This window comes from Aeromicrobium sp. 636 (assembly GCF_024433585.1).
Taxonomy (GTDB): Bacteria; Actinomycetota; Actinomycetes; order Propionibacteriales; family Nocardioidaceae; genus Aeromicrobium; species Aeromicrobium senzhongii.
Genome location: NZ_WNJU01000004.1, coordinates 91,735 through 117,092, shown reverse-complemented (window position 1 = coordinate 117,092; position 25,358 = coordinate 91,735). Strand labels below are relative to the sequence as shown.

Genomic DNA, 25,358 nt, shown 5'->3' with positions numbered 1-25,358 from the left:
CAGTCTGACACCGGGAGCCCTCACCCCGCAGCGGAGCGGTGCACGGCGTCCAGCACCCCGGTGCGGGCGATCTCGCGGTGGAGCGGTGCCGCCAGCGTCCCGGCGTACGTCGCCGAGACGTGGTTGTAGTCACGGAAGACGTTCACGCCGCCGATGACCGCCGGGCAGACGTCCTCGCGACAGAAGAAGGGCCAGGTGTCCACGAAGTGCGCCCCGTCGACGCGGGCCGCCGCAGGCTCGAACGGATCGAAGTCGGGCACGATGTCGTCCCGCGCGACGTCGCACCGTGCCCAGTCGTCGGGTTCGGTGCCGCTCAGGCACTCCAGGGTGTCACCGGGCAGCCGCGGGTTGTCGCGCAGCGCCACGATCGGCACCCCGGCCCGCGCGGCCGGCTCCCAGGCCTCGACGAGCCCGCGGACCTGGGCGGACTCCGACCCCTTCATCCGGCCGGCGTACGCCGTGGTGACGATGACGTCGTACTCGTCGACATGCTGTTCCAGCCAGGTCGTCAGCTTGACCCGCCACTGGTCGCACAGCGGGCCCCGGAGGGGGTCCTTGCTGTCGCGCACCGGCAGCGTGGACCACGCGCAACTGGCCTTGGCCGCGGCGGTGACCTCCATGACGCCGTGCTCGGCCAGGCGGCGGAACGCCCCCAGCAGGACGCGCGCGTGCGAGTCGCCCAGGACCAGGACCCGCGGCCCCTGCGCAGGTCCGCCGAGGTCACACAGGTTGAGGTTCGCGTCGTCGGGCCGCGACCAGCAGTCGAGGTACGCCTCGAAGTCGGCCCCGGCGCGGTCCAACGGCGGGTGCAGGACGCCCTCGAGCTCGCCGTTGCGGCAGTCGCGGCCCTCGGCCCGGGCCGCCATGGTCAGGGCGCCGAAGCACTCGGGCAGGTCGGCCGTCAGCAGCGCCTCGGTCCGGGCGGCGTCCGTCTCGATGGCGTCGAGCCGCTCGGATCCGGGCACCGTCACCAGGACCGCCGCCAGGAGGCAGGCAGCCGCCAGGGCCGCCCACGCGACGCCGTGCCGGACGACCGACCTCACGCCCGCGACGAGCGCCCACGTCAGCAGCGCCACCACCCCCACCACCACGAGCAGGCCGGCCCGGTCGCGCAGACCGAGGTCGCGGTCCGCAGCCTCGGGCGCCAGGCTCAGGGCCGGCCACGCCCAGCAGAACCCGGCCCAGGCGAGCCAGGCGAACCACGTGGCCGTGCGTCCGCGCAGGAGCCCACCCGGTGACGTGGAGGATCGGGCGGTCGCCACGAGGACGACGCCTGCCGCCACTCCGGCGAGCACCTCGAGCCTCGGCACGGGTCCCACCAGGGCGACCGCGCCCAGTCCCAGCGCGCCGAGCCAACCCGCCGCAGCGGCGACCGGTCCGCTCGGGAGCGGCCACCTTCCCGCGAGCAGGGCGACGAGGACGCCACAGCCGACCGGCCAGAACCTCGCGGCGGCGAGGTCGTCGCCACCGACGACCCACCAGCCGAACGACGCCGCCGTCAGGACCGCCACGAGGGCCAGGCCCGCCCGGGTCCTCCAGCGGCTCACGAGGGGACGCAGGAGCAGCAGGAGCACGGCGGACTGCGCCAGCAGCGCGATGATCCAGAATCCGGCGACGGGCGACGCCTCGTCGATCGGTCCGAGGTTGACGATCCCGATCGCGGCATCGCGCACGTCGCGCAGGGGTCCGGCCCACTCGCGCAGGTCGACGAGGCGCTGGACGGCGATCCCGGTGGCCACGAGGACGAGCAGGGGCGGCACCGCGAGCCGCGCGCCGGTCGCGACGACGGCACCGAGGGGGCGGTCGCGCTCCACCAACAGCAGTTGCGCCATCAGCGCACCGGCCGCGACCAGCAGGACCTCGGCGCCGGCCGAGGCACCGGGCAGCCGGCCGGGCCAGTACGCGCCCAGGACCAGCAGCACCATCGCAGCGCCTGCGATGGTGCACCAGCTCGTCGTGATCCGTCCCCACCCCGTCACGGTCGTCAACCCTAGGTGCCTCGGGGGCGGTGTCCTAACCTGTGTCCCGTGGCCGAGGTCGACCTGGGATTCCCGCGCTCCTTCGTGGAGTTCGCGAACCCCGACGACCCCACCGAGGTCTTCCGGTGCGACCTGACCTGGCTGACCTCGCGCTGGACCTGCATCTTCGGCGCCGGCTGCCCGGGCATCTACGCCTCGGCCCCCGACTCGGGATGCTGCACCCTGGGCGCCCACTTCAGCGACGCGGAGGACCACGACCGGGTCGCGGCGTTCGTCGAGGAGCTCGATCCCACCGAGTGGGAGCTGCACGACGTCGGCCGCCGCGACGGCTGGACCGAGCGCGACGCCGACGGCGAGCTGAAGACCCGCGTCGCCGACGGCGCCTGCATCTTCCACAACTCGCGCGACTTCCCCGGCGGCTACGGCTGCGCCTTGCACGCCCACGCGTTGGCGACCGGTCTCGAACCCCACACGACGAAGCCCGACGTGTGCTGGCAGCTACCGCTGCGACGTGAGTTCCGCGAGGTCGATCCCGGCGACGGATCGACCTACACCGAGGTCAGCATCGGCGAGTACACGCGCGCCGGCTGGGGGCCCGGCGGAGCCGATCTGGACTGGTACTGCTCATCGAACACCGACGCCCACGTCGCCGCCGACCCGGTCTACGTCGGCAACCGCGCCGAGCTGACGGCGCTCATGGGCGAGGCCGGCTATCTCGAGCTGGTCCGGCACTGCGATCGGTTCGTCGCCGCCGGGCGGCCCGTGCCCCACCCGGCAGACCGAAGGTGACCCTGAGGTTCCGGCCGAACCGGTGACGGGCAACAATGCCCTATGCACCTCGATCATCTGTCGTTCGCCGTCGGTCCTGCCGGTCTCATGGCGACCACGAGTGAGTTGAGCGAGAAGTTCGGCGCCGTGTTCCTGGCCGGTGGCATCCACCCGCGCTTCGGCACGAACAACATGATCCTGCCGTTGAAGAACCGCCAGTACCTCGAGGTCGTCGAGGCACTCGAGCACCCCGCGTCGGACAAGGCCGCGTTCGGGCAGGCCGTCAAGGCACGCTCCGAGCTCGGTGGCGGGTGGCTGGGCTGGTGTGTCTCGGTCGACGACATCGAGCCCGTCGAGCACCGGCTCGGTCGGCACGCCGTGCCCGGCAACCGGCACCGGCCCGACGGCTACAACCTGACGTGGCAGCAGATCGGCATCCACGGCATGCGTGCGGATCCGCAGCTGCCCTTCGTCATGTGCTGGGACGTGCCGCCGGAGGAGCACCCCTCGCAGATGGCCGACACCGGGATCGCCCTGACCGGGCTGGAGATCGCCGGCAGCCCCGAGCGCCTGTCCGACTGGATGGGTGAGCCCGCCGTCGGCGCACTGGAGGACATCGAGGTCCGCTGGGTCGCCCCGAACGGCGCCCCGGGGATCCTGGCGGCCGAGTTCGACACCCCGAACGGCCCGGTCCGCATCTGAGTTCCGGCCGGTGCACGACGCGCCGGTCTGTCGGTCCCCGCACCTAGGCTGATCCCATGCCTCCCAAGACCCCCTCAGCCTTCGCCTGCACCGAGTGCGGCTGGACCACCGGCAAGTGGGTCGGGCGTTGTGGCGAGTGCCAGGCCTGGGGCACGGTCGACGCCGTCGGCGGCAGCTCCCGCTCCGGCCGCACATCCGCCGCGCCGGTCTCCAGCCCTGCCGTCCCCATCGCGCAGGTCGCGGCCACCGAGGCGGCCGCCGTCGGCTCGGGCATCCCCGAGCTCGACCGCGTGCTCGGCGGCGGTGTCGTGGCCGGTGCCGTGATGCTGATGGCCGGCGAGCCGGGAGTCGGCAAGTCCACCCTGCTGCTCGAGGTCGCGGCACGCTGGGCGCGGGCCGGCCGCCGCACCCTCTACGTCTCGGGCGAGGAGTCGGCCGCCCAGGTGCGGTTGCGCGCCGAGCGCACGGGCGCCCTGGCCGACGAGCTGTTCCTCGCCGCCGAGACCGACCTCGGCGGCCTGCTCACCCACATCGACGCGGTCAAGCCCAGCCTGCTCATCGTCGACTCGGTCCAGACGATCGGCTCGTCCGCGATCGACGGCGTGCCCGGTGGGGTCACGCAGGTCCGCGAGGTCGCGGCGACCGTGATCGGCCGCGCCAAGGCCGAGGGCATCGCCACCCTGCTGGTCGGCCACGTCACCAAGGACGGCTCGGTCGCGGGTCCCCGCGTGCTGGAGCACCTGGTCGACGTCGTCCTGCAGTTCGAGGGCGACCGCACCAGCCGGCTGCGCCTGCTGCGCGCCACCAAGAACCGGTTCGGCCCCGTCGACGAGATCGGCTGCTTCGACCTGGTCGACGCGGGCATCGTCGAGGTCCCCGACCCGACCGGCCTGTTCGTCTCGCGTCACGAGTCGCCCGTGCCGGGGACGTGCGTCACCGTCACGATGGAGGGCCGCCGGCCGCTGTTGGCCGAGGTCCAGGCGCTCACCGTCGCCGCCACCACCCCGTCCCCGCGACGCTCCTCCAGCGGCCTGGACTCCTCACGCGTCGCCATGCTGCTGGCGGTGCTGTCCAAGACGGGCGTCGCCCTGGGCAACCAGGACGTCTACACCGCGTCCGTCGGCGGTGCCCGCCTGCACGAGCCCGCGGTGGATCTGGCCGTCGCGCTCGCGGTCATCTCGGCGGCCGGCGGCTCGCCCCTGCCCGGCGGCCTGGTCGCGCTCGGCGAGGTCGGGCTGGCCGGCGAGGTGCGGCCGGTGCGCGGCCTGGAGGCCCGCCTGCGCGAGGCGGCCCGGATCGGCTTCACCCACGCGATCGTCCCGCGGGGCACCGAGGACCTGCAGCGCGTCGGCCTGAACGTGCTCCGCACGGGAGATCTGGCGGCTGCGCTGCGGGCACTGCCCTAGGATGATGCCGATCACGTGCATGGCCGAAAGTGGGGATTGTCGTGGCGGTTCCGGACCTGCGGGCGACGCTGACCTCCGTCGCGCCCGGAACAGCGCTGCGTGAGGGCCTCGAGCGGATCATGCGCGGGCGCACCGGCGCCCTGATCGTCATCGGCCACGACCGGGTCATCGAGTCGATCTCGACCGGCGGCTTCGCCCTGGACGTGCCGTTCACGGCCACGGGTCTGCGCGAGCTGGCCAAGATGGACGGCGCGATCATCCTGGACTCGTCGGCCTCGCGGATCATGCGCGCAGCCGTCCACCTGATGCCCGATCCGTCGATCCCCACGACCGAGTCCGGCACCCGTCACCGCACCGCCGAGCGCGTGGCCCGGCAGTCGGGCATCCCCGTGATCTCGGTGTCCGCCTCGATGACGATGATCGCGCTGTACCTGGGCGACCAGCGCTACGTGCTGGAGGAGCCGACCACGGTCGTCAGCCGCGCCAACCAGGCCCTGCAGACGCTGGAGCGGTACCGCACGCGCCTCGACGAGGTCTCCGACGCGCTGTCCGCCCTCGAGGTCGAGGACCTCGTCACCGTCCGTGACGTCACCGCCGTCGCCCAGCGTCTCGAGATGGTGCGACGGATCTCCGACGAGATCGAGACCTACGTGCTCGAGCTCGGCTCGGACGGACGCCTGCTGTCCCTGCAGCTCAACGAGCTCGTGGGCGGGGTCGACGCCGAGCGCACGCTCGTCGTGCGTGACTACCTGCCGGCGGGGTCGGACGCCCAGGCCGAGAAGGTGCTCGACGCCCTGGCCGAGCTGGAGTCCCAGGAGGTCCTCGACCTGGGCATCGTCGCCGCCGCGTTGCAGATCGGCGACGGCAACTCGCTCGATGCGTCGGTCTCGCCGCACGGCTACCGGCTGCTGGCCAGGATCCCCCGCCTCCCCCCGACGGTCGTCGAGCGGCTGATCATGCACTTCGGCACCCTGCAGCGCCTGCTGGGCGCCAGCCTCGACGACCTCCAGACGGTCGAGGGTGTCGGCGAGCTGCGCGCCCGCGGCGTCCGCGACGGCCTGTCGCGACTCGCCGAGTCCAGCATCCTCGAGCGCTACGTCTGACCGACGCGCCCGCGCCTGACGGGTGCGGACTGCACCGGACGTCGCTCGAGGCTTGCCTCGAGCGTTACGTCTGACCCACTCGCCGGTGCCCGACGGGTGCGGACTGCACCGGACGTCGCTCGAGGCTTGCCTCGAGCGTTACGTCTGACCCACGAGCCTCAGCGCGGGACCGGGGCCGTCGAGCTCGGCTTGGGCCTCGGAGCCGGCTTCTTCGTCGGCTCGGAGGTGGCCTTCTGGGTGGGTTCCGACCCGGGCTTCTTCGCCGGGGCCGGCGTCGGCTTGGTCGCGGGGGTCTCCGGAGCTCGGCGCGCGAGCTTGAACGTGACCTCGCCCGGCTCACCGCCGTACGTGCCGATCTTGAGCGTGTAGGTGCCCGGCGGCGCGAAGCCCTCACTCGACCCGCAACCGGCACCCGAGCCGCGGCCCGTCCATTCGACCGGCGCGACGGTGCTCCAACCCGCAGGGATCGACACCGACTGGTCGAAGAAGGCGGCCCGGCACACCGACGAGTCGTAGATCGGGGCCCGCTCGGTGTCGACGACGACCAGGAGCTCGCGGGTGCTGGGACGGAAGGTGCACGCCGTGCCGTCGAGGGACGTCAGCATCAGGTCGATCGCCACCGGGCCGCCGGCGAACTGCCCGCCGGGCACCGACGGCACGATGCGCACGTTCTCGGGCTCGCAGACGGCTTCGTCGGTCTCGATCGCCACCGCGACCTGGTCCGCGGGAGGCGTGGTCGGCGGCGCCGTGGGGGCGGTCGTCGGAGTGGGGGTGGCGCGGGTCGCCTCGACCTTGCCGGCGTCGTCGCCACGCACCAGACCGATCAGCTGCAGGACACCCCACACGATCGCGATGAGGATCGCCAGCACGAGCAGGCGTCGACGCCAGTACACGTCCCGTCCGACCCGTGGGTTGCTCACCGGTCCACGTTATCTGGCCGTCACGGCGTGAAAGGATCGACGCGCCATGCCTGCCCCCACTCCCCCGGTCGACGAGCTGCACCGACGCGTCCTCGACTGGTTCGACGAGCACCGCCGGGCGCTGCCGTGGCGCGACGACCCCGAGCCGTGGCGCGTCATGGTCTCGGAGTTCATGCTGCAGCAGACCCCCGTCGTCCGCGTGCTGCCGGTCTTCGAGGCCTGGCTCGAGCGCTGGCCCACCCCGGCCGCCCTGGCCGCCGCGTCGTCCGGCGATGCCGTCCGCGCCTGGGGCCGACTGGGCTACCCCCGCCGGGCGCTGCGCCTCCACGCCGCCGCCGTCGCCATCGTCGAGCGCCACGACGGCCGGGTGCCCGACTCCTACGACGAGCTGCTCCTGCTGCCGGGCGTCGGCGACTACACGGCGGCCGCCATCGCCTCGTTCGCCCACGGCCGTCGCGCCGTCGTGCTGGACACCAACGTGCGCCGCGTGTTCGCGCGCGTCGTCGAGGGCGTGCAGTACCCGGCCGCCGGCGTCACCCGGGCTGAGCGCGACGTGGCGGCGTCCCTGCTGCCCGACGACGAGGCGACGGCGGCCCGGTGGGCCGCCGCGACGATGGAGCTCGGAGCGGTCGTCTGCACCGCACGGGCGCCCCGCTGCGAGGCGTGCCCGGTCTCGGACCTGTGCCGGTGGCGCGCCGAGGGACATCCCGAGCACGACGGGCCGCCGCGCCGCAGCCAGGCGTGGCACGGCACCGACCGCCAGTGCCGCGGCCGGCTGATGGCGATCGTCCGCGACGCCCCCGGCCCGGTCGCTCCCGAGCTCATGGTCGCCGCCTGGTCCGACGCGGCCCAGCGGGAGCGGTGCCTGGACTCGCTGCTCGACGACGGGCTGCTGGACCTCGACGCCGAGGGGCGTTTCATCCTGCCCGGTTGATCGCCCGCACGAGGATCTCGCGCAGGACCTCCTGCTTCCGGGCGTTGTACTCCATCACGTGCCCTCCAGCGGCCGCTGCGGCGCGCTTGACGGCCGCGTACCGCTCGCGGTCCTGCGGGTGCGTGCGCAGCCAGTCCCGGAAGATCCGATGACGGTACGGCTCGGCCGCGTCCGGGCCGAAGACGTGCACGTTCGCGCGCGGGTCCGCGTGGCGGAACAACCGGTGACCCTGCCACCACGGCTCGCGCACCGCGAGCACGAAGCCGGCCGCTTCGAGCGCCGGGGCGTACGTGGACTCGTCCTCGGGGTCCGGCACCGTGACGTCGACGTCGACGATCGGCTTGGCCGGCAGGTCGGGCACGGAGGTCGAGCCGACGTGCTCGACCCGCAACGCCACCGCGCCGAGGGCCCGGCGGATCCGCTGCTCGAGAGCCACGTACTGCGCAACCCAGCGGGGGTCGTGCTCGACGATCGTCAGGTCGCGGCCCGGCCCGAAGCCGGGCACCCACGGGCTCGCACCCGGCGGGGGCGCATCGTCGTCGAACTCCAGGAGTCGGTCGCGGTCCACCGCTTCGACGCTACCCGCCGCCGGACGCACGAAGGCCCGGGTCGGACGACCCGGGCCTTGCGTGGGTGATGCGTCAGTTGTCCTCGGAGCCGGCTCCGGCCTCGACGGCCGGCGGCACCTCGGGCAGCTCGAGATCGGCCTTCGACGTGCCGGTGAAGGTGAACTCACCGTCGACGACGTCGACCAGGATGATCTGGCCCGGACGCACCTCTCCGTAGAGGAGCTTCTCGGCCAGGACGTCCTCGACCTCACGCTGCACCGTGCGCCGCAGGGGACGCGCGCCGAGCACCGGATCGAAACCGTCCGCGGACAGCTTGATCTTCGCCGCCGTGGTCAGCTCGATGTCGATGTCCTTCTCGCCCAGACGGGCCTCGAGGGAACCGACCATCATGTCGACCATCTGCAGGATCTCCTCCTGCGTCAGCGGCGGGAACACGATGACCTCGTCGACACGGTTCAGGAACTCCGGACGGAAGTGCTGCTTGAGCTCCGTCGCGACGCGCTCCTTCATCTTCTCGTAGGTCCCCGCGACGTCGCCGGCCTGGGAGAAGCCCAGGTTGACGCCCTTGGAGATCTCACGCGCACCGAGGTTGGTGGTCATGATGATCACGGCGTTCTTGAAGTTGACGACGCGACCCTGACCGTCGGTGAGGTGACCCTCCTCGAGGATCTGCAGGAGCGAGTTGAAGATGTCCGGGTGGGCCTTCTCGATCTCGTCGAACAGGACCACGCTGAAGGGCTTCCGCCGCACCTTCTCGGTGAGCTGGCCACCCTCTTCGTAGCCGACGTAGCCCGGAGGCGAACCGAACAGCCGCGAGACGGTGTGCTTCTCGCTGTACTCGCTCATGTCGAGCTGGATGAGCGCCTCGTCGTCGCCGAACAGGAAGTTCGCCAGCGCCTTGGACAGCCACGTCTTGCCGACGCCCGAGGGTCCGGCGAAGATGAACGACCCACCGGGACGGCGGGGGTCCTTCAGGCCGGCACGGCCGCGGCGGATCGCCCGGGACAGGGCCTTGATGGCCTCGTCCTGACCGATGACGCGCTTGTGCAGCTCGTCCTCCATGTGCAGCAGGCGGCTGGACTCCTCCTCGCTGAGCTGGCCGACCGGGATGCCGGTCGCCTTGGCCAGGACCTCGGCGATGAGGTGCTCGTCGACGACCGCGACCTGGTCGAGGTCGCCGGACTTCCAGGCGCGCTCACGCTCGTGCTTGGCGGCGATGAGCTTCTTCTCCTCGTCGCGCAGGCTGGCGGCGAGCTCGAAGTCCTGGGCGTCGATCGCGCCCTCCTTGCGGCGGCGGACGTCGGCGATCTGCTCGTCGAACTCCTTGAACTCCGGCGGCGTCGCGGCGCGACGGATGCGCAGTCGCGCGCCCGCCTCGTCGATCAGGTCGATCGCCTTGTCCGGCAGGAACCGGTCGCTGACGTAACGGTCGGCCATGGTCGCCGCGGCGACCAGGGCGTCGTCGGTGATCGAGACGCGGTGGTGCGCCTCGTACCGGTCGCGCAGACCCTTGAGGATCTCGACCGAGTCGGCCACCGACGGCTCGTTGACCAGCACCGGCTGGAAGCGGCGGTTGAGCGCCGCGTCCTTCTCGAAGTGCTTGCGGTACTCGTCGAGCGTCGTCGCACCGATCGTCTGCAGCTCGCCACGCGCCAGCATCGGCTTGAGGATGCTGGCGGCATCGATCGCGCCCTCGGCGGCACCCGCACCCACGAGGGTGTGGATCTCGTCGATGAACAAGATGATGTCGCCGCGCGTGCGGATCTCCTTGAGCACCTTCTTGAGGCGCTCCTCGAAGTCGCCGCGGTAGCGCGAGCCGGCCACGAGGGCACCGAGGTCAAGCGTGTAGATCTGCTTGTCCTTGAGCGTCTCGGGCACGTCGCCACGGACGATGTCCTGCGCCAGCGACTCGACGACGGCGGTCTTGCCGACGCCGGGCTCGCCCACGAGGACCGGGTTGTTCTTGGTACGGCGGCTGAGCGTCTGCATGACGCGCTCGGCCTCGTCGTCCCGGCCGATGACCGGGTCGAGCTTGCCCTCGCGGGCCGCCTGGGTCAGGTTGCGACCGAACTGGTCCAGCACAGCGCTGGACGCCGCGGCGGGCGCCTCGGACGCGGCGCCGGAGGTCTCGGCCTCCTTGCCCTGGAACCCGCTGACCAGCTGGATGACCTGCTGGCGGACGCGGTTGAGGTCGGCGCCCAACTTCACGAGGACCTGGGCGGCGACGCCCTCGCCCTCGCGGATCAGGCCGAGCAGGATGTGCTCGGTACCGATGTAGGTGTGGCCCAGCTGCAGCGCCTCGCGCAGGCTGAGCTCGAGCACCTTCTTGGCACGCGGGGTGAATGGAATGTGGCCACTGGGTGCCTGCTGGCCTTGGCCGATGATGTCCTCGACCTGGCCACGGACGGCCTCGAGCGAGATGTCGAGGCTCTCCAGAGCCTTGGCGGCAACGCCCTCACCCTCGTGGATGAGGCCCAGCAGGATGTGCTCGGTGCCGATGTAGTTGTGGCTGAGCATGCGCGCTTCCTCCTGCGCAAGCACCACGACCCGTCGGGCCCGGTCAGTGAATCTCTCGAACATGTCGTCCCCTCTGCTGGACTGGTCTTTTCAGCATAGACGGCTCCACGTGACCCGCCTCGCCATGTCCAGATGCTTAACTCAACCGTCACAGCGTCGCGGGGCTTCCATTGTTCGCTGTGGGCGGAATGACGGGGCCCGTCACCGCATCACCGCCTCCCGACTCGCAGGGACTGCGGCCTTCGCCGCGTCCGCCGCGGGCTTGCCCACGAGTGCGGTCTCGATGGTCAGCTCGCCGTTGCCGGCGCGCTCCCCCACCACCTTCACGGGGTTGGCGTAGGGCGCCACGGATCCGGTCACCTCGAACCGTGCCCCGTCGGCTGCGATCTCCGCACGGCCGACGTGCACGACCCGGCCACTGGGCCGGACCAGCCACAGCCACGGGCGGGTCCCGCCCGTGCCGTCCCGGTCGTCGCTGAGCAGGTAGCAGTCCAGCGAGTAGCGCTCCGAGCACACGCGCTCGCGCACCAGCACGCCGAGCATCCGGGGTCCGGCGAGGTCGAGCCGGTCGACGTCCTCGGCCAGCGCGAGCGCTCCCGCGGCACCGGAGCACGTGAACGGACGCACGTCCTTCGCGGCGAAGGGCAGCGCGGGCACCTCCGCCCGGACGGCGACCAGGATCGTGGCCCTGGCCGTCTTCGCCCGACCGCCGAACGCGATCTCCTCGCCGCGCCGGCGCCCGAACGAGGTCACCTCGGCGGGACGGGCCAGCACCTCGGTCCGTCCGACGCGGTAGCCGATGAGCATCCGCGCGGTCAGCACGGCGCGCCCGGCGGGGGTGGCCGCGGGCAGCTGCACGCGCGCCAACTCGGGCAGGGCCGAGGCGTCGCCGACCCGGGCCAGGGACTGGGCGGCGCGCCGCACGACGGTGGGATCGGCGTCGCCGAGCGACCGTGCGAGGGCCACGGGGACGTCGGGGTCGCCGAGTCGGCCCAGCGTCACGGCCGCCAGGGCCCGCACGCGCGGCTCGGCGTGCGCGGTGAGCAGGTCGACCGCGACGGGCATGACCCGGTCGGACGACCGGCGCGCGAGGGCCGACAGTGACTCGCGGGCGATGTCCCCGCGTGAATGGTGGGCGAGGTCGACGAGGTCGGCGTCGTCCCGCTGGTCCAGAGGGGTGATGTCAGGCATGGGTGTGTCCTTCCGAGGGCGGGCTCAGTGGCCCGCGTGGGTCTGGCAGCGGCCGCGGACGGTGCTGCCCTGGCCGGAGGTCAGCAGCACCGAACTGCGGACGCTGATCACGCACCGCGTCTGGGCCATGAGGTTCTCGCGGGCCGAGGTGGCGGTCGGGCAGGAGTCGCCGTGGTTGTGCGAAAGGTCGAGGAAGTGCCCGAGCTCGTGGGCCGCCGTCCGGGAGAAGCCCTCGGGCTCCCGGCCGACCTCGCCACCGACCAGCCCGTCCGACTTGCCGCCCTTGCCGCAGTCGCCGGGCACGGGCGAGATGCCCACGAAGTCGTCGCTGATGTTGGCGACGAGGAACATGTCGATGCCGTCGTTGCCGACGCTCCAGTCGTCGCTGAGGTCGTCGGCCTCGGACTCGCTGCCGAGGTCCTCGTACCCGTCGGCCTCCGGCAGGCCGAGCCAGAAGTACTGGACCCGGCCCAGGCCCATCGACGCGTCGGCGTAGATCCGACGGATCCGGTGCACGGCGTAGTCGACGCGCTCGTCGGCGACGGCCAGGCCCACGGATGCGGCGTCGAAGCCGACCTCGATGAGGTTGAGGTGGACGTGCTTGCGCTCCAGCGCGGTGAAGGCCTCGCCCAGACGGACCTCGACGGGGGTCCCCGTGGCGGGGTCGGGCGGGGGCGTCCCGCGCCAGAATCCCAGGACGTCGCGCATCACCGAGAGGTTGCCGACACCGCCCAGGCCCATGGCGTCCATCGCCTCGCGGACGGACCGGACGCTCATGGCGTGGGCTCCGTCTCGAGCGCGGCGAGCCGCGTGGTGAGGTCGGCGATCGCCGCCGTGGCGGCAGTGAGCTCGGTCGACAGCTCCGTGACGCGGCTCGTCAGCGACGTCAGCGTCGCGGCGACGTCCTGGCCGGCGACGACGACACCGTCGGGCATCGTGACCCGGCCGTTGACGACCACCCCGCCGGTGTAGTCGTGGTCCCAGTTCACGACCAGTTGATCGCCGAAGCCGTGCACGAGCGCCCGGCGGAACGGGTTGCGCCGCAGCCGGCTGATCACGCGTCCACGCCGCTCTGCGCCGCCGTCGAGCATGAAGTCGGTGCCGAACTGTTGGTGGATGCGGCTGCGGACGATCAGCCAGTCACGGTTGTTGAACCCGAGGATCTGCTTGCACCCGTTGATGCTGACGCCTCCCGGGTAGTCGTGGTCCCAGTTGAGGGTCAGGCCGTCGTCGAAGTCGTGGACCAGGGCCCGCCGGAAGGGCGTCCCGGTCGTGCGTCGGGCGGAGGCGTCGAGCATCAGGTCATTGGCGGTCGCGCGGACGACCAGGCCCTCCAGGTGGATGAAGTCGCCCTCGAAGCGGATGTCGGTCATGTCGGTGGTCCAATCGGGAAGGGTGGGTCGTCTTCGGGGAGAGCCACCCTGCGCCGGCTGATACCGGTGCGCCTCAGTCGCTGGACGAGGAGCCCGACGTACCGCTCTCGAGGATCGAGACGATCGAGTAGAGCGTGAAGCAGATCGCGCCGAGCCCGGTGAGGACGCGCGCCGCGACGAACACGTTCGAGTCCGTCACCGCCGCCTGGAAGACGAACGCCGCCAGGAACAGGCACGACAGGGCGGTCACGACCGGGATCAGGGGCACCCGGTTGGCCAGCGCGAACGTGCGCCGCCACACCAGGGCCAGCAGTCCCACCTTGCTCAGGATGCTGAAGCACACCAGGCCCAGACCGATCATCACGAAGCCGGGTGTCCGGTAGTAGGGCTCCCGGTCCAGGACGAGCAGCACGATCCCCCACACCGAGCTGAGCGAGCCCATCGCGATCACGAGCCACGGCCACCCCGTCCGGTCGCGCGCGCCATAGGTGTCCTGGATCTGGCGCACGATGCTCACGACCAGACCGATCAGGCTGGTGCACACCATCGCGATGCCCGCCAGGACGTGGCCGACCGTGAACCGTGACGGGGTGACCGTCTGGGTGAGGTTCACGATCGAGAGGCCCCAGGCGATCAGGGCCAGGACGACCGGGACGGCGCACAGCACCGCGGCCGCCGCGCTCGGGAAGGCCCCGTCCGGCGGAGCGCCGCCGGCGGCCCGGGCGGAGTTGGCCGGGATCAGCGAGAACTTCGTGGAGGCGGTGGCGACCGTGGCGACGCAGGCGCTGATCAGGCCCAGACCGAGCACGACGTGGCCCGAGACGTAGTCCGGGTCGGCGCCCTGGGAGCTGGCGCCGGAGAACACCGAGATGCCATAGCCGGCCGCCACGGCGGCACTGGCGTAGCCGAGCACGGGGTAGAGCACGCGGTCGACCGCGTTGAATCGGCCGATCAGCTGGCGGATGATCGTGGCCGCCGTGCAGAACAGGCAGACGCAGATCGCCGCGAGGAAGGTGACGACGCGGCCGGCGACGAGATTGCCCGGCTGGTCGCCCGCGTTCCACACGTACGTGCCCAGGCCGACGCACACCGCCGCCATCGCCATCGGGATCGCCCGGAACAAGACGCTGATCCAGTAGTTCACGACGCCCACCACCTCACGGTCGGAAGGGCGCTCGGGGAAGCCCCGGGCGCGGTGCTGCCCTTTCAGGATGTGGGGCTCCCGTGCTGCCGTCAACGCGAGCCCTCGCGGAGCACGTCGTTCCCCCCGACCTAAGTTGGATGTCATGACTCTCGACATCCGCGCCACGGTCCAGCAGTTGCTTCCCGGGATCCGTCGCGATCTCGAGGACCTCGTCCGCATCGAGTCGGTCAGCGCCGATCCCGCCCGCGCCGCGGAGGTCCAGCGCAGCGCCGAGGCGGTCGCCGCGCTGCTGCGGGCCGAGAGATTCGGCGACGTCGAGATCGTCAGCGCCCGCGAGGACGGCGGCGCTCCCGCCGTGATCGGCCACAAGGCAGGACCGGCCGGCGCGCCGACCGTGCTGCTCTACGCCCACCACGACGTCCAGCCCGAGAACGACCACGCCGAGTGGGACTCGCCGCCGTTCGAGCCGACCGAGCGCGGCGACCGGCTCTACGCACGCGGCGCCGCCGACGACAAGGCTGGCATCGCCGCCCACCTGGGCGCCCTGCGGGTCTTCGGCGACCAGCTGCCGGTCAGCGTGACGATGTTCATCGAGGGCGAGGAGGAGGTCGGCTCCGACACCCTGCCCGAGCTCTTGCGCCGCCACCGCGACCGGCTCGCGGCCGACGTCATCGTGATCGCGGACTCCGGCAACTGGGACATCGGCGTCCCCGCCCTGACCACGAGCCTGCGCGGTCTGGTGCGCGCCGACGTCGAGGTCCGCACCCTGACCCACGCCGTCCACTCGGGCATGTGGGGCGGCCTCGTGCCCGACGCGCTCATCACCCTGAGCCGGCTGATCGCCTCGTTCCACGACGACGAGGGCAACCTGCTGATCGAAGGGCTGCACAGCGCACCGGCCGCGGACGTCGACTACCCCGAGGAGCGGCTGCGCGCCGAGTCCGGCGCCAACCCGGGCGTGGAGTGGATGGGGTCGGGCTCGGCCGTCGAGCGGCTCTGGACGAAGCCGGCGCTGGCCATCACCGGCCTGGACGCCCCGAAGGTCGACGGCGCCAGCAACACGCTGGTGCCCGCGGCCCGCGCCAAGGTCTCGCTGCGGATCGCCCCCGGCGACACCGCCGCCAACGCGGTGGAGTGCCTGCGTCGCCACTGCGAGCAGCACGTCCCGTGGGGCGCCGAGCTGACCTTCACGGTCGTCGACACCGGCGAGGCGACGGCGATCGACGCGACCGGCCCCGCGTACGAGGCGGCACGCTCGGCGTTCACCGAGGCCTGGGACGGCACCGCCCCGGTCGACATGGGTGTCGGCGGCTCGATCCCGTTCATCGCGGAGTTCCTCGAGACCTTCCCCGAGGCGAGCGTGCTGGTCACGGGTGTCGAGGATCCCGACACCCGTGCCCATGGCGCCAACGAGGGCCTGCACCTGGCCGAGTTCGAGCGGGTCGTGCTGGCCGAGGCGCTGCTGCTGCGCAACCTCGCCGATCAGGCCGCCATCACGGGGTAGCCACCGGGACCCGGAACCGGCGTCTCGTCGACCTTCGTCATCGTGTTGATGCTGACGTGGGGCCACTTGATCCGGCCGGGGCCGCCGTCGAACCGGGGGAAGAAGTCCAGCTGGACGACCTGCACGTACTGCAGCCGCAAGTCGGTGCCGCCGTCCTCGCGCCGGACCTCCTGGATCCAGAAGGTCGACTTCATCTCCGAGGCGTTCGCCTGACGGACGATGAAGGGGATGTTCGAGATTCCTCCGGTGGACACGGTGCTGTCGAACTCGAGCTTCGTCGTCCGGATGATGTCGACGCCCTCGTTCGCGACCTCCAGCAGGGCGGTCGGGTCCGTCGGGTCGAACAGGCTCCGGAACGGGTTGTCGTGGAAGTGCTTGTAGGGAGCCAGGTAGGGGTTGGCCTCGATGTCCTGGTCGACGCCGAGCGGTAGGGCGTTGACCGGCGGGACGGTCGCGGGTCCGTCCTCGACCACGGCGGTCCCCAGCCCCAGCACCGAGTCACCGTGCGGGATCGTGGCGAGCCGGGCCATGTCGACACTGTCCTCGTTCAGCGGGTCGGACATGTTCAGGAACAGACCCGGCTCGTGATGGATCGCGCCGCCGGGCTGCCCCGCCAGGCCAGACGACGGGAAGTCCTCGCCGACCAGCTGGTTGATGCCCTGCTCGTAGTCCAACGCGACCAGCAACTGGTCCGCGTTCGGCGTCACGCCGTCCGCGACCGGCCCGATGCCGCGGTTCGGCACCGCCTTGTCGACGAGGCTGAAGATCAGCCGCTCGTTGTACTGGTGCAGCAGCAGCCGGTACGCCGGCCGGAACGTCGCCCCCTCGGGCGGCCCGAACGGCAGGGCGATCATGTTCCAGCCGCGGCCGGGCAGATCGGGCTCGTTGGCCCACACGCCGGGCAGCAGCGCGAAGGGGCCGAGATCCTCGTCGCCGGTGACGGCCGCGGTGACGCTGCGCTCCTGCGACTGCAGCGAGCGGAGTTGTTCGGACATGGTTCTCATGAGGCACCTCGAGGTGTCGAAGGACTCCGCCTCCGACGCCCCGAGGACGCCCCTGCGGACTGTCGTCGATGACGAGATCAGCCGCAGAACCGGTGATACCTACTCGCGGCGCTGCACCGGGAAGAGGATGGCCTCGCGGATGCCGATGCTCTGCAGCAGCATCACCAGACGGTCGACGCCCAGGCCGATGCCGCCGGCCGGGGGCATGCCGAACTCCAGGGCCCGCAGGAAGTCCTCGTCGACGTCCATCGCCTCGGGATCGCCGGCGGCCGCCAGGCGCGCCTGCTCCTCGAGCCGCTCGCGCTGGATCACGGGGTCGTTGAGCTCGGAGTACGCCGGTGCCAGCTCGACGCCGTTGATGATGAGGTCCCACGCCTCGACCAGACCCGGCGTGCTGCGGTGCTTCTTGGCCAGGGGCCGCACGGCCTCGGGGTAGTCGCACACGAACGTGGGCTGGATCAGGGTGTGCTCGACGAGCTTCTCGAACAGCTCGAGCACGATCTCTCCCGCGCCCCAGCCGTCCTGGAGGGACACGTCATGGCGGTCGGCCAGCTCGCGCAGGTGCTCCTCGGACGTCTCGACATCGACGGTCTCGCCGACAGCCTCGCCGACCAGCTCGTGGATCGTGGCGCGGCGCCACGGCGCCTCGAGGTCGATCGACGAGCCGTCGCGGCCGGTCACCACGGTCTTGCCGACGGCGCGCGCGGCGTCGACGACCAGGTCGCGAACCAGGGACGCCATCGTGTCGTAGGAGCCGTACGCCTCGTACGCCTCGAGCATCATGAACTCGGGGTTGTGGGTGTTGTCGACACCCTCGTTGCGGAAGGTCTTGCCGATCTCGTAGACCTTGTCGATGCCGCCCACGAGCGCGCGCTTGAGGTGCAGCTCGAGCGCGATGCGCAGCAGCTGCGGCTCGTCGAAGGCGTTGAGGTGCGTGTGGAACGGACGCGCCGCGGCGCCGCCGTTGGTGTGCTGCAGGACCGGCGTCTCGACCTCGATGAACCCGTGGCGGTCGAGCGTGGCGCGCAGCGACTTGAGCACGGCGGCCTTGACGCGCACGTTCTGGCGGGCGTCCTCGCGGACGATGAGGTCGAGGTAGCGCATCCGGGTGCGGGCCTCGTCGGACAGCGGCTTGTGCTCGACCGGCATCGGACGCAGCGTCTTGGCCGCGACCTGCCACCGCGTGGCCATGACCGACAGCTCGCCGCGGCGGCTGGTGATGACCTCGCCGGTGACGGCCAGGTGGTCGCCCAGGTCGACGAGCGACTTGAACTGCGCCAGCGACTCCTCGCCGACCTCGGCCAGCGAGAGCATGGCCTGGATCTCGGAGCCGTCGCCCTCGCGCAGCCGGACGAAGCACAGCTTGCCGGTGTTGCGCAGGAAGATGACGCGGCCGGCGATCGAGACGACCTGGCCGGTGTGGGCGTCGGGGCCCAGCTGCTCGGGATCGTTGGCCTCGACGATCTCGCGGATCGTGTGCGTGCGCTCGACCAGCAGCGGGTACGGATCGACGCCGGCGTCCAGCATCCGCTGGCGCTTCTCCCGGCGCACCCGCATCTGCTCGGGCAGGTCGTCCTCGGGAAGTTCAGGCGTCTGGGTCACGAGGCCCGAGTCTAGTTGCACCCCACCGAGGCCCGGCCGGGACCGTGCTCAGCCCTCCTCGGCCAGGCGCGGCAGGACGCGGCGCTCGGGGCGGACGCCCCACTTGTCCGCGTAGAAGGCGCGCATGACGTCCATGTCGGCCTTGACGTCGCCGGTCAGCGTGATCGTGGGACCGAGGCCGGCGGTCATGGTCTTGCTGTCGCAGTACCCCAGCGTCACGGGCAGATCGCCCTCCATCGCGATGCGGTAGAAGCCCGACTTCCAGCGCTCGACGCCGCCGCGCGTGCCCTCGGGCGTGATGACGACCTGGAAGTCGTCACCGGCCTTGGCCCGCGCGATGAGGTCGTCGACCACGCCGACGGGGTTCTTGCGGTCGACCGCGATGCCGCCCAGGGCGCGCATGATCGGGCCGGCCGGACCGCGGAAGAGCTCCTTCTTGCCCAGGAAGTACGGACGGAAGCCGCACTTCCAGGCGATGGCCAGCATCAGCACGAAGTCCCAGTTGGAGGTGTGCGGCCCCGCGAGCAGGATGCCCGAGCCCTTCGGTGCGGGCTCGGAACGGAAGTTCCACCGGCTGACGGACCAGAACACGTCGGCGATCAGGCGCAAGATCCTCATGCCGGGAGGCTAGCGCGCCGGCCGCAGATCAGTCGGCGCGGTCCGCCCGGCCCAGCGCGTCGGCGATGCGGGCGAGGGCGTCCAGTGCGGAGTCGGCGATCTCGAGCGCCTCAGCCGGCGCCACCTCGAGCCGGGCCGCCCAGAAGTCGTGGATCCGGCCCACGCTCTCGGCGGCCTTCTCGGTGGGGACCAGGCGAACCGACCGGGCATTGCCCTCGGCCTGCTCGCGCACCACGAGTCCGCCCGCCTCCAGGATGCGCACCGCGGTGCTGACGTTGCTGCGCTGCAGGCCGGCCGCGGCGGCGATCTGGCTCGGCGTCGAGCCCGGCTGACGGTGGATCTCGCGCATGACCGCGATCTCGGTTCCCGTCAGGGGCACCACGTCGCGCAACTGCGGGTTGCGGATGTCGAGCTGGTGCGCGAGGTCATGGATCACGTCGGCCAGAGCAGCCAGCCGGGCGTGATCGGGCCCACTCGATCCGGACATGCCGCCATCCTACCGGCGAGTTATGATTATCGAATCATAATCAATAGTCCGAGGAAGTCCCGCACGTGAACCCAGTTGCACCCCACTCGTCCGCCGATCCGGACAAGACCCCCACCAGAACCCGCCGCAGGTCCCGCCAGGGCCGGCCCGGCCTGACCCTCGTCGCCGTGTGCTTCGGCCTGTTCATGGTCGGGTTGGACTCCACCGTCGTCCACATCGCCAACCCCGCGATCCAGGCCGATCTGGGCGCCACCTTCGGCCAGCTGCAGTGGATCATCAACTCCTACCTGCTGGCCCTGGCCGTCTTCCTCATCCCCTGCGGCAAGCTCGGCGACCGGTTCGGCCGCAAGCGCATGTACCTCATCGGGGTCCTGCTGTTCGGCATCGCCAGCGTCGCGATCGGCCGGTCCGGCAGCGTCGAGGGCGTCCTGGTCTTCCGTGCCCTGCAGGGCCTGAGCGCCGCGATGCTCATGCCGCAGACGATCGCCCTGCTGCGCGCCACGTTCCCGCGTGAGCAGTTCGGCATGGCCGTCGGCATCTGGGGCGGCGTCTCGTCCGTCGCGATCGCCGGCGGTCCGCTGGTCAGCGGCATCCTGGTCGAGCAGCTCGGCTGGGAATGGGTCTTCCACATCAACGCCCCGATCGCCCTCATCGGCATCGTCTTCGCCGGGGTCTTCATCCGCGAGACGGCCACCGAGAAGTCCGGGCGGCTGGACTACCCGGGCATCGTGCTGCTGGCCTTGGCCCTCTTCGGGATCGTGTTCGCGGTCGTGCAGGCGCAGGCGTGGGGCTGGGGCAGCGCCACCACCCTCGGCGTCCTGGTCGCCTCGGTCGTTCTGCTGGCCCTCTTCGTGATCGTCGAGAGCCGCGTGGCCGAGCCGCTGCTGCCGCTGGACCTGTTCCGCTCCTCCGGCGTCAGCGTGGGCGGCCTGGTCTTCGTGGCGAACTTCTTCGCCATCTTGGGCGTCACCTTCCTCATCACGCTGTTCCTGATGAACTCGCTGGGCAACAGCACCACGAAGGCCGGCCTGATGATGCTGCCGATGAGCGCCTTCTCGATCCCGGCCGCTCCCCTGGGCGCCGTGCTGACCTCGCGGATCGGCCCGCGCCGCGTCGCCGCCCTGGGCCTGGCCCTGATGGCGGTCGGCCTGGCCGCGCTGACCCTGGTCGACCTCGACTCGTCCTACCTGTTGATGGCCCTGCCGTTCGTCGTCATCGCCTTCGGCTCCGGCTTCGCGATCCCCTCGGGCGCGGACCTGATCGTCGGCGGCGCGCCGGTGCACCTGGCCGGTGTGGCCAGCGGCTTCCAGACCACGTGCATCCAGATCGGCGGCGCGATCGGCACCGCCGTGCTCTCGGCGATCGTCGCGGGACGGGTCGCGCCCGCCGTCGGCGCCGCGCGGCTGCCGGACGAGGCCGCGGAGGCGGGAGCCGCGGGCGTCCTGTTCGAGGGCGTGCCGTCGATCAACGGTGCGTTCGTCGGCGGCATGCACCTGGGCCTGTGGGTGGCCGCCGCGTTCTGCGCCGTGATCGCCGCCCTCGTGGTCGTCGCGGTGCGTGAGCCCCGGCACCACACGGTCGAGGAGATCCTGGTCGAGACCGCCGAGACCGGCGCCGGCCACCCCTGAGCCGTCGGGTGGAATTGGGCAGACACACAGGTGGCGTTTACCTGATGGTCAGGTTCGCGAGTCACCGTGGAGACATGAGTGAAGACCTGCGGATCTACGGCCACCGCGGCCAGAGCGCCACGCACCCGGAGAACACCGTGCCGGCGCTGCGCGAGGCCGCGCGGCTGGGCGCCCACGGGGTCGAGTTCGACGTCCAGCCGACGGCGGACGGCTCGATCGTCCTGATGCACGACCGGTCCCCGATGCGCACGACGAACCTGCGTGACGTGCAGCGCTCGAAGGTGGGGGTCTCGGTCCAGCGGTTCACGCTGGCCGAGCTGGCCCGGCTGGACGCCGGCAGCTGGAAGTCGCCGACTTTCGCCGGGACCCCCGTGCCGACCCTGCGCGACGTGGTGAAGGCGTTCCGGGACACCGACGTGCGGTTCGCCGTCGAGCTCAAGCCGGCCCCGGTCGACCCGCGCGCCTACGTGCGCGCGGTGCTCGACGAGCTCGGCGGCCGCGCCGACGTGACGTTGATGAGCTTCGACCGCTCCCTCGCCGAGGCGGCGCTGCCCGTGCACCCGCTGGTCGGCCTGGTCTCGCGGCGTCAGCCCTCGGCCGAGGACGTGGGCCGGTTCGACGAGTTCCACGTGAACGCCCGCCGCGTCGACGAGCGCCTCGTCGAGCGCGTCCACCGCGCCGGCGGGACCGTCACCGCCTGGACGGTGGACGACCTGCGTCAGATCGAGCGCCTGCGCGCCATGGGCGTGGACGCCGTCACGACCAACGACGTCGCAGCCGCCCTGCCCTCCCGAGATTTGCTCCCAATTCGACCTTCCAACCCGATTGAAAGGTAGAAGTCAGAGCAAATCTCGGGACTGGGGACGGCCGCTCAGCGGTTGCGGGCGGCGACGAGCCGCAGGCCCTCGAGGGTGAGCTTGGGGTTGCGGGCCGTGATGGTCTCGCACTCGCTCAGGACGACGGCGGCGTGACTGCCGGTCGCGATGACCGAGACGTGCTCGGGATCCTCGCCCAGCGAGTCGATCATCCGCTCGACGATGGCGTCGATGAGGCCGGCGAAACCGAACACCGTGCCCGACTGCAGCGCCTCGACGGTGTTCTTGCCGATCACGTCGCGCGGCGTGCTGATCTCGACGCTGCGCAGCTGGGCGCTGCGGCGCGCGAGGGCCTCCAGCGAGACCTCGACACCCGGGGCGATCGCCCCGCCGAGGTACCGGCCCTCGGCGTCGATCGCGTCCACGACCGTGGCCGTGCCGGTCAGGTCGACGACGATCGCCGGACCGCCGTAGAGCTCCTTGGCGGCCAGCGCGTTGACGACCCGGTCGGTGCCGACCTCCCGCGGGTTGTCGGTGTGGATCGGCACCCCGGTCTTGACCCCCGGGCCGACGACCCACGCGGGCACGTCGGCGTAGTACCGGCGGTAGGCCTTGCGCAGCGCCACGAGCAGCGCGGGCACGGTGCAGCACATGGCGATCTCGTCGACCTCGGGCAGACCGGCGCGACGGACGAAGCCGTCGACGACCAGGAACCACTCGTCGGACGTGCGGCGCTCGTCGGAGGCCACCACGAAGTCCGCGGCCAGCTCGTCGCCGTCGAACAGCCCGATGCTGGTCTCGGCGTTCCCCGCGTCGATCGCCAGGAGCGTCACACGGTCACCAGGTCGCCTCGCTTGAGACCCGAGTCCGCCGGGACCTCGGCGGCGTCGTGACCCAGGGTGACGATGCGGTTGTCGGCGTCGACGAACACGACGCTGGGCTGCAGCTCGCGGGCCTCGGCGTCGTCGACCTGCGCGTAGGCGATGAGGATGACGATGTCGTCGGGGTGCACGAGGTGGGCCGCGGCGCCGTTGATGCCGATGATGCCCGAGCCCCGCGGGCCGGCGATCGTGTAGGTCTCGAGGCGGGCGCCGTTCGTGACGTCGACGATGTGCACGAGCTCGCCGGGCAGGATGTCGGACGCGTCGAGCAGGTCCTCGTCGACGGTCACCGATCCGACGTAGTGCAGGTCGGCCTGGGTCACCGTGGCGCGGTGGATCTTGGACTTCATCATGGTGCGCAGCATCGGGGTCACTTCCCTTGGTTCTTCGCGGTCCCGAGCGGGATCGCGCAGTTGTCGAGCAGGCGCGGCTGGCCCACTCGAGCGGCCACCAGCAACCGCGCCTCCCGGCCGGGCTCCGCCGGTCCGAGGTCGGGGCTGGTGAGCACGAGGTAGTCCGGGTCGATGCCGGCGTCGGCCAGCACCTTCTCGGCGGCATGGAGGACGGCCTCGGGGCCGTCGGGGGCGGCGTCGACGCCGGCGCGCAGGGCGGACGAGATCGCGGCGGCCCGCTCGCGGTCGGACGCGCCCAGGTAGCGGTTGCGCGAGCTCATGGCCAGTCCGTCGTCCTCGCGGACGGTGGGGCAGCCGACGACCTCGACGCCGAGGCACAGCTCGCGCGCCATCAGCCGGATCAGGCTCAGCTGCTGGTAGTCCTTCTCGCCGAAGACCGCGACGTCCGGACGCACGAGGCCGAACAGCTTGGCGACGACGGTGAGGACCCCGCGGAAGTGGGTGGGCCGCTGGGCACCCTCGAGAATGGTCGCGCGCGGGCCGGGATCGACCGTGATGATCTCGTCGAGCCCGTGCGGGTACATCTGCTCGACGGTCGGGGCGAAGACGACGTCGACCCCTTCGGCCTCGCAACGCTCGAGATCGGCGTCGAAGGTGCGCGGGTAGGCGTCGAGGTCCTCACCCGGGGCGAACTGCGTGGGGTTGACGAAGATCGAGACGACGAGGGTGTCGGCCAGCGGGCGCGCGTGGCGCATCAGGCTGGCGTGGCCGTCGTGCAGGGCGCCCATCGTGGGAACGAGCGCCACGGTGCCGGCGCCGGCCGTGGCGGCGCGGAGCTCGGCCGCGGTGCGGACGACGGTGGGCATCAGCGGACCTTCTCGCGGATGACGGCCGTGCGGACGGCGTCGGCCGTGTCGGTGTCGATCCGGCCGGTGGACTCGGCCCGGTCGGCGGTGGCGGTGGCCAGCGCCGCGTACGTGCGCCGCACGGACGGGTCGGCCAGCTGCGCGACGTGAGCGCGGACGGTGTCGACGTCGCCGCGGGCCACCGGCCCGGTCAGCGCCGCGTCGCCGTAGGCCAGCGTGTTGTCGAGCGCGGCCGTCAGCAGCGGGCGCAGCACGGCGGCCGGGTCCTCGGCACCGATCTGGCGCAGCAGGTCCATCGCCTGGGTCACGATCGTGGTCAGGTGGTTGGCACCGTGCGCGAGCGAGGCGTGGTAGGTCGCCCGGTCGGCCTCGTCGATCCACATGACCGAGCCGTCGAGGGCCGCCACGAGGGTCTCCGCGACGTCGCGGACCCCCGGCTCGGCGGTGACGCCGAAGACGCAGGCGCGCTCGAGGTCGACCTCCGTGCCGGTGAACGTCATCGCCGGGTGCAGGGCCATGGTTCGCGCGCCGACCCGGGTGAAGGGCTCCAGGACGGCCAGGCCGTGACGACCGCTGGTGTGCGCGACGAGCTGACCGGGGCCCACGTGGGCGGCCAGGTCGGCGGCGACGGCCGCCAGCAGGTCGTCGGGGACGGCCAGGATCACGATCTCGGCGCGGGCCGCGACCTCGGCGGGCTCGAGCACGGGAACGTCGGTCAGCAGCGTCTGCACGCGCAGCTGCGAGGCAGCCGAGCGTCCGCTGACGCCGACGAGGTGGTGTCCGGCTCGCTGGAGTCGGGCGGCGAGGACAGCACCGACACGGCCGGCGCCGACCACACCCACGCTGGGGTGCGACATGTGTGTTGCCTTTCGTTCCAGTCCCGAGCGGGTACCAGACAAAGTGACGCCGTCACTGTACCCCCGCGATCCTCGCCGCCACCATCGGGTGTGACCACCGACACGCCTATCCGGGTACCCGCGGCTCTGCCACACTG

General features: G+C 71.7%; 24 protein-coding genes. 8 read left to right on the top strand and 16 right to left on the bottom strand.

What is annotated here, in order from left to right:
* Positions 1 to 20: 20 nt before the first annotated feature.
* Positions 21 to 1,979: an SGNH hydrolase domain-containing protein gene (locus GL325_RS13385; protein WP_255956233.1), complete on the bottom strand. Its 1,959-nt coding sequence runs from the start codon at positions 1,977 to 1,979 to the stop codon at positions 21 to 23.
* A 48-nt stretch (positions 1,980 to 2,027) separates the two neighbouring features.
* On the opposite strand from GL325_RS13385, the gene GL325_RS13380 reads away from it, so the two are divergent.
* The 4 genes from GL325_RS13380 to disA are packed head-to-tail and all read left to right on the top strand — an operon-like array spanning position 2,028 to position 5,958.
* Positions 2,028 to 2,768 carry a hypothetical protein gene (locus GL325_RS13380; protein WP_187411701.1) on the top strand — a complete coding sequence of 247 codons (741 nt, stop codon included), beginning with the start codon at positions 2,028 to 2,030 and terminating at the stop codon, positions 2,766 to 2,768.
* Between the two features lie 42 nt (positions 2,769 to 2,810).
* Positions 2,811 to 3,449 carry a VOC family protein gene (locus tag GL325_RS13375; protein WP_154595918.1) on the top strand — a complete coding sequence of 213 codons (639 nt, stop codon included), beginning with the start codon at positions 2,811 to 2,813 and terminating at the stop codon, positions 3,447 to 3,449.
* A 56-nt stretch (positions 3,450 to 3,505) separates the two neighbouring features.
* Positions 3,506 to 4,855: a DNA repair protein RadA gene (gene radA / locus GL325_RS13370; RefSeq protein WP_154595919.1), complete on the top strand. Its 1,350-nt coding sequence runs from the start codon at positions 3,506 to 3,508 to the stop codon at positions 4,853 to 4,855.
* 41 nt (positions 4,856 to 4,896) lie between these two features.
* Entirely contained in the window at positions 4,897 to 5,958 is a 1,062-nt protein-coding gene (disA, locus tag GL325_RS13365) for a DNA integrity scanning diadenylate cyclase DisA (protein ID WP_255467130.1), read from the top strand.
* A 158-nt stretch (positions 5,959 to 6,116) separates the two neighbouring features.
* Here disA and GL325_RS13360 read toward each other — a convergent pair whose 3' ends face one another.
* Positions 6,117 to 6,878 carry a hypothetical protein gene (locus tag GL325_RS13360; RefSeq protein ID WP_187769872.1) on the bottom strand — a complete coding sequence of 254 codons (762 nt, stop codon included), beginning with the start codon at positions 6,876 to 6,878 and terminating at the stop codon, positions 6,117 to 6,119.
* 46 nt (positions 6,879 to 6,924) lie between these two features.
* Here GL325_RS13360 and GL325_RS13355 point away from each other — a divergent pair, with 46 nt between their 5' ends.
* Positions 6,925 to 7,812 (top strand): A/G-specific adenine glycosylase, encoded by an 888-nt coding sequence (locus GL325_RS13355; protein ID WP_187769871.1) that lies wholly within the window; start codon positions 6,925 to 6,927, stop codon positions 7,810 to 7,812.
* Here GL325_RS13355 and GL325_RS13350 read toward each other — a convergent pair.
* The 6 genes from GL325_RS13350 to GL325_RS13325 form a co-directional block, all read right to left on the bottom strand.
* The gene (locus GL325_RS13350; protein ID WP_223111305.1) at positions 7,796 to 8,380 is read right to left on the bottom strand and encodes a GrpB family protein; all 585 of its coding nucleotides are present in this window, start codon (positions 8,378 to 8,380) and stop codon (positions 7,796 to 7,798) included. The genes GL325_RS13355 and GL325_RS13350 overlap by 17 nt on opposite strands.
* 73 nt (positions 8,381 to 8,453) lie before the next feature.
* A complete protein-coding gene (locus GL325_RS13345) occupies positions 8,454 to 10,961 on the bottom strand; it encodes an ATP-dependent Clp protease ATP-binding subunit (protein WP_154595922.1) in 2,508 nt (835 codons plus the stop codon).
* A 138-nt stretch (positions 10,962 to 11,099) separates the two neighbouring features.
* A complete protein-coding gene (locus GL325_RS13340; RefSeq protein WP_187769870.1) occupies positions 11,100 to 12,089 on the bottom strand; it encodes a HEAT repeat domain-containing protein in 990 nt (329 codons plus the stop codon).
* A 24-nt stretch (positions 12,090 to 12,113) separates the two neighbouring features.
* On the bottom strand, positions 12,114 to 12,866 hold the full coding sequence (locus GL325_RS13335) for a hypothetical protein (RefSeq protein ID WP_187769869.1): 753 nt from the start codon (positions 12,864 to 12,866) through the stop codon (positions 12,114 to 12,116).
* Complete coding sequence (locus GL325_RS13330) at positions 12,863 to 13,462, bottom strand: hypothetical protein (RefSeq protein ID WP_187769868.1); 600 nt, start codon at positions 13,460 to 13,462, stop codon at positions 12,863 to 12,865. Before GL325_RS13330 ends, GL325_RS13335 begins: the two co-directional genes overlap by 4 nt.
* Before the next feature lie 73 nt (positions 13,463 to 13,535).
* Positions 13,536 to 14,699 carry a DUF2776 family protein gene (locus tag GL325_RS13325; protein WP_223111304.1) on the bottom strand — a complete coding sequence of 388 codons (1,164 nt, stop codon included), beginning with the start codon at positions 14,697 to 14,699 and terminating at the stop codon, positions 13,536 to 13,538.
* A gap of 49 nt (positions 14,700 to 14,748) precedes the next feature.
* Between GL325_RS13325 and GL325_RS13320 the strand changes: the two genes are divergently transcribed.
* Positions 14,749 to 16,110, top strand: coding sequence for a dipeptidase (locus GL325_RS13320; protein WP_187769867.1), 1,362 nt, complete (start codon positions 14,749 to 14,751; stop codon positions 16,108 to 16,110).
* Here GL325_RS13320 and GL325_RS13315 read toward each other — a convergent pair.
* The 4 genes from GL325_RS13315 to GL325_RS13300 all read right to left on the bottom strand — a co-directional run bounded on the left by GL325_RS13315 (position 16,089) and on the right by GL325_RS13300 (position 19,821).
* Positions 16,089 to 17,105 carry a heme-binding protein gene (locus GL325_RS13315; protein WP_187769866.1) on the bottom strand — a complete coding sequence of 339 codons (1,017 nt, stop codon included), beginning with the start codon at positions 17,103 to 17,105 and terminating at the stop codon, positions 16,089 to 16,091. The two genes, GL325_RS13320 and GL325_RS13315, sit on opposite strands and share 22 nt — an antisense overlap.
* Positions 17,106 to 17,213: 108 nt before the next feature.
* Complete coding sequence (gene lysS, locus GL325_RS13310; protein ID WP_187770016.1) at positions 17,214 to 18,671, bottom strand: lysine--tRNA ligase; 1,458 nt, start codon at positions 18,669 to 18,671, stop codon at positions 17,214 to 17,216.
* Between the two features lie 93 nt (positions 18,672 to 18,764).
* A complete protein-coding gene (locus GL325_RS13305) occupies positions 18,765 to 19,334 on the bottom strand; it encodes a 1-acyl-sn-glycerol-3-phosphate acyltransferase (RefSeq protein ID WP_154595929.1) in 570 nt (189 codons plus the stop codon).
* 28 nt (positions 19,335 to 19,362) lie between these two features.
* The gene (locus GL325_RS13300) at positions 19,363 to 19,821 is read right to left on the bottom strand and encodes a MarR family winged helix-turn-helix transcriptional regulator (protein WP_187769865.1); all 459 of its coding nucleotides are present in this window, start codon (positions 19,819 to 19,821) and stop codon (positions 19,363 to 19,365) included.
* Positions 19,822 to 19,886: 65 nt separating this feature from the next.
* On the opposite strand from GL325_RS13300, the gene GL325_RS13295 reads away from it, so the two are divergent.
* Positions 19,887 to 21,449 (top strand): MFS transporter, encoded by a 1,563-nt coding sequence (locus GL325_RS13295; RefSeq protein ID WP_187769864.1) that lies wholly within the window; start codon positions 19,887 to 19,889, stop codon positions 21,447 to 21,449.
* A gap of 74 nt (positions 21,450 to 21,523) precedes the next feature.
* Positions 21,524 to 22,285, top strand: a complete 762-nt coding sequence (locus GL325_RS13290) for a glycerophosphodiester phosphodiesterase family protein (RefSeq protein WP_187769863.1) — start codon at positions 21,524 to 21,526, stop codon at positions 22,283 to 22,285.
* Between the two features lie 35 nt (positions 22,286 to 22,320).
* On the opposite strand, the gene GL325_RS13285 is transcribed toward GL325_RS13290, so the two are convergent.
* Genes GL325_RS13285 through GL325_RS13270 form a run of 4 tightly spaced genes read right to left on the bottom strand, consistent with a single transcriptional unit; the run spans position 22,321 to position 25,356 of the window.
* On the bottom strand, positions 22,321 to 23,097 hold the full coding sequence (locus tag GL325_RS13285) for a type III pantothenate kinase (protein ID WP_187411698.1): 777 nt from the start codon (positions 23,095 to 23,097) through the stop codon (positions 22,321 to 22,323).
* Complete coding sequence (gene panD / locus GL325_RS13280; RefSeq protein ID WP_154595933.1) at positions 23,094 to 23,510, bottom strand: aspartate 1-decarboxylase; 417 nt, start codon at positions 23,508 to 23,510, stop codon at positions 23,094 to 23,096. Before panD ends, GL325_RS13285 begins: the two co-directional genes overlap by 4 nt.
* 5 nt (positions 23,511 to 23,515) lie before the next feature.
* Positions 23,516 to 24,364: a pantoate--beta-alanine ligase gene (panC, locus tag GL325_RS13275; RefSeq protein ID WP_154595934.1), complete on the bottom strand. Its 849-nt coding sequence runs from the start codon at positions 24,362 to 24,364 to the stop codon at positions 23,516 to 23,518.
* Positions 24,364 to 25,356, bottom strand: coding sequence for a Rossmann-like and DUF2520 domain-containing protein (locus GL325_RS13270; RefSeq protein ID WP_374209356.1), 993 nt, complete (start codon positions 25,354 to 25,356; stop codon positions 24,364 to 24,366). Before GL325_RS13270 ends, panC begins: the two co-directional genes overlap by 1 nt.
* Positions 25,357 to 25,358 lie beyond the last annotated feature (2 nt).

Coding starts and splice junctions, on each gene's coding strand:
- GL325_RS13305 (WP_154595929.1), bottom strand. CDS start 19,334: ATGAGGATCTTGCGCCTGATCGCCGACGTGTTCTGGTCCGTCAGCCGG.
- GL325_RS13330 (WP_187769868.1), bottom strand. CDS start 13,462: ATGACCGACATCCGCTTCGAGGGCGACTTCATCCACCTGGAGGGCCTG.
- panC (WP_154595934.1), bottom strand. CDS start 24,364: ATGCCCACCGTCGTCCGCACCGCGGCCGAGCTCCGCGCCGCCACGGCC.
- GL325_RS13315 (WP_187769866.1), bottom strand. CDS start 17,105: ATGTCCGAACAACTCCGCTCGCTGCAGTCGCAGGAGCGCAGCGTCACC.
- GL325_RS13345 (WP_154595922.1), bottom strand. CDS start 10,961: ATGTTCGAGAGATTCACTGACCGGGCCCGACGGGTCGTGGTGCTTGCG.
- panD (WP_154595933.1), bottom strand. CDS start 23,510: ATGCTGCGCACCATGATGAAGTCCAAGATCCACCGCGCCACGGTGACC.
- GL325_RS13335 (WP_187769869.1), bottom strand. CDS start 12,866: ATGAGCGTCCGGTCCGTCCGCGAGGCGATGGACGCCATGGGCCTGGGC.
- GL325_RS13300 (WP_187769865.1), bottom strand. CDS start 19,821: ATGTCCGGATCGAGTGGGCCCGATCACGCCCGGCTGGCTGCTCTGGCC.
- GL325_RS13375 (WP_154595918.1), top strand. CDS start 2,811: ATGCACCTCGATCATCTGTCGTTCGCCGTCGGTCCTGCCGGTCTCATG.
- GL325_RS13340 (WP_187769870.1), bottom strand. CDS start 12,089: ATGCCTGACATCACCCCTCTGGACCAGCGGGACGACGCCGACCTCGTC.
- radA (WP_154595919.1), top strand. CDS start 3,506: ATGCCTCCCAAGACCCCCTCAGCCTTCGCCTGCACCGAGTGCGGCTGG.
- GL325_RS13320 (WP_187769867.1), top strand. CDS start 14,749: ATGACTCTCGACATCCGCGCCACGGTCCAGCAGTTGCTTCCCGGGATC.
- GL325_RS13355 (WP_187769871.1), top strand. CDS start 6,925: ATGCCTGCCCCCACTCCCCCGGTCGACGAGCTGCACCGACGCGTCCTC.
- lysS (WP_187770016.1), bottom strand. CDS start 18,671: ATGCGGGTGCGCCGGGAGAAGCGCCAGCGGATGCTGGACGCCGGCGTC.
- GL325_RS13290 (WP_187769863.1), top strand. CDS start 21,524: ATGAGTGAAGACCTGCGGATCTACGGCCACCGCGGCCAGAGCGCCACG.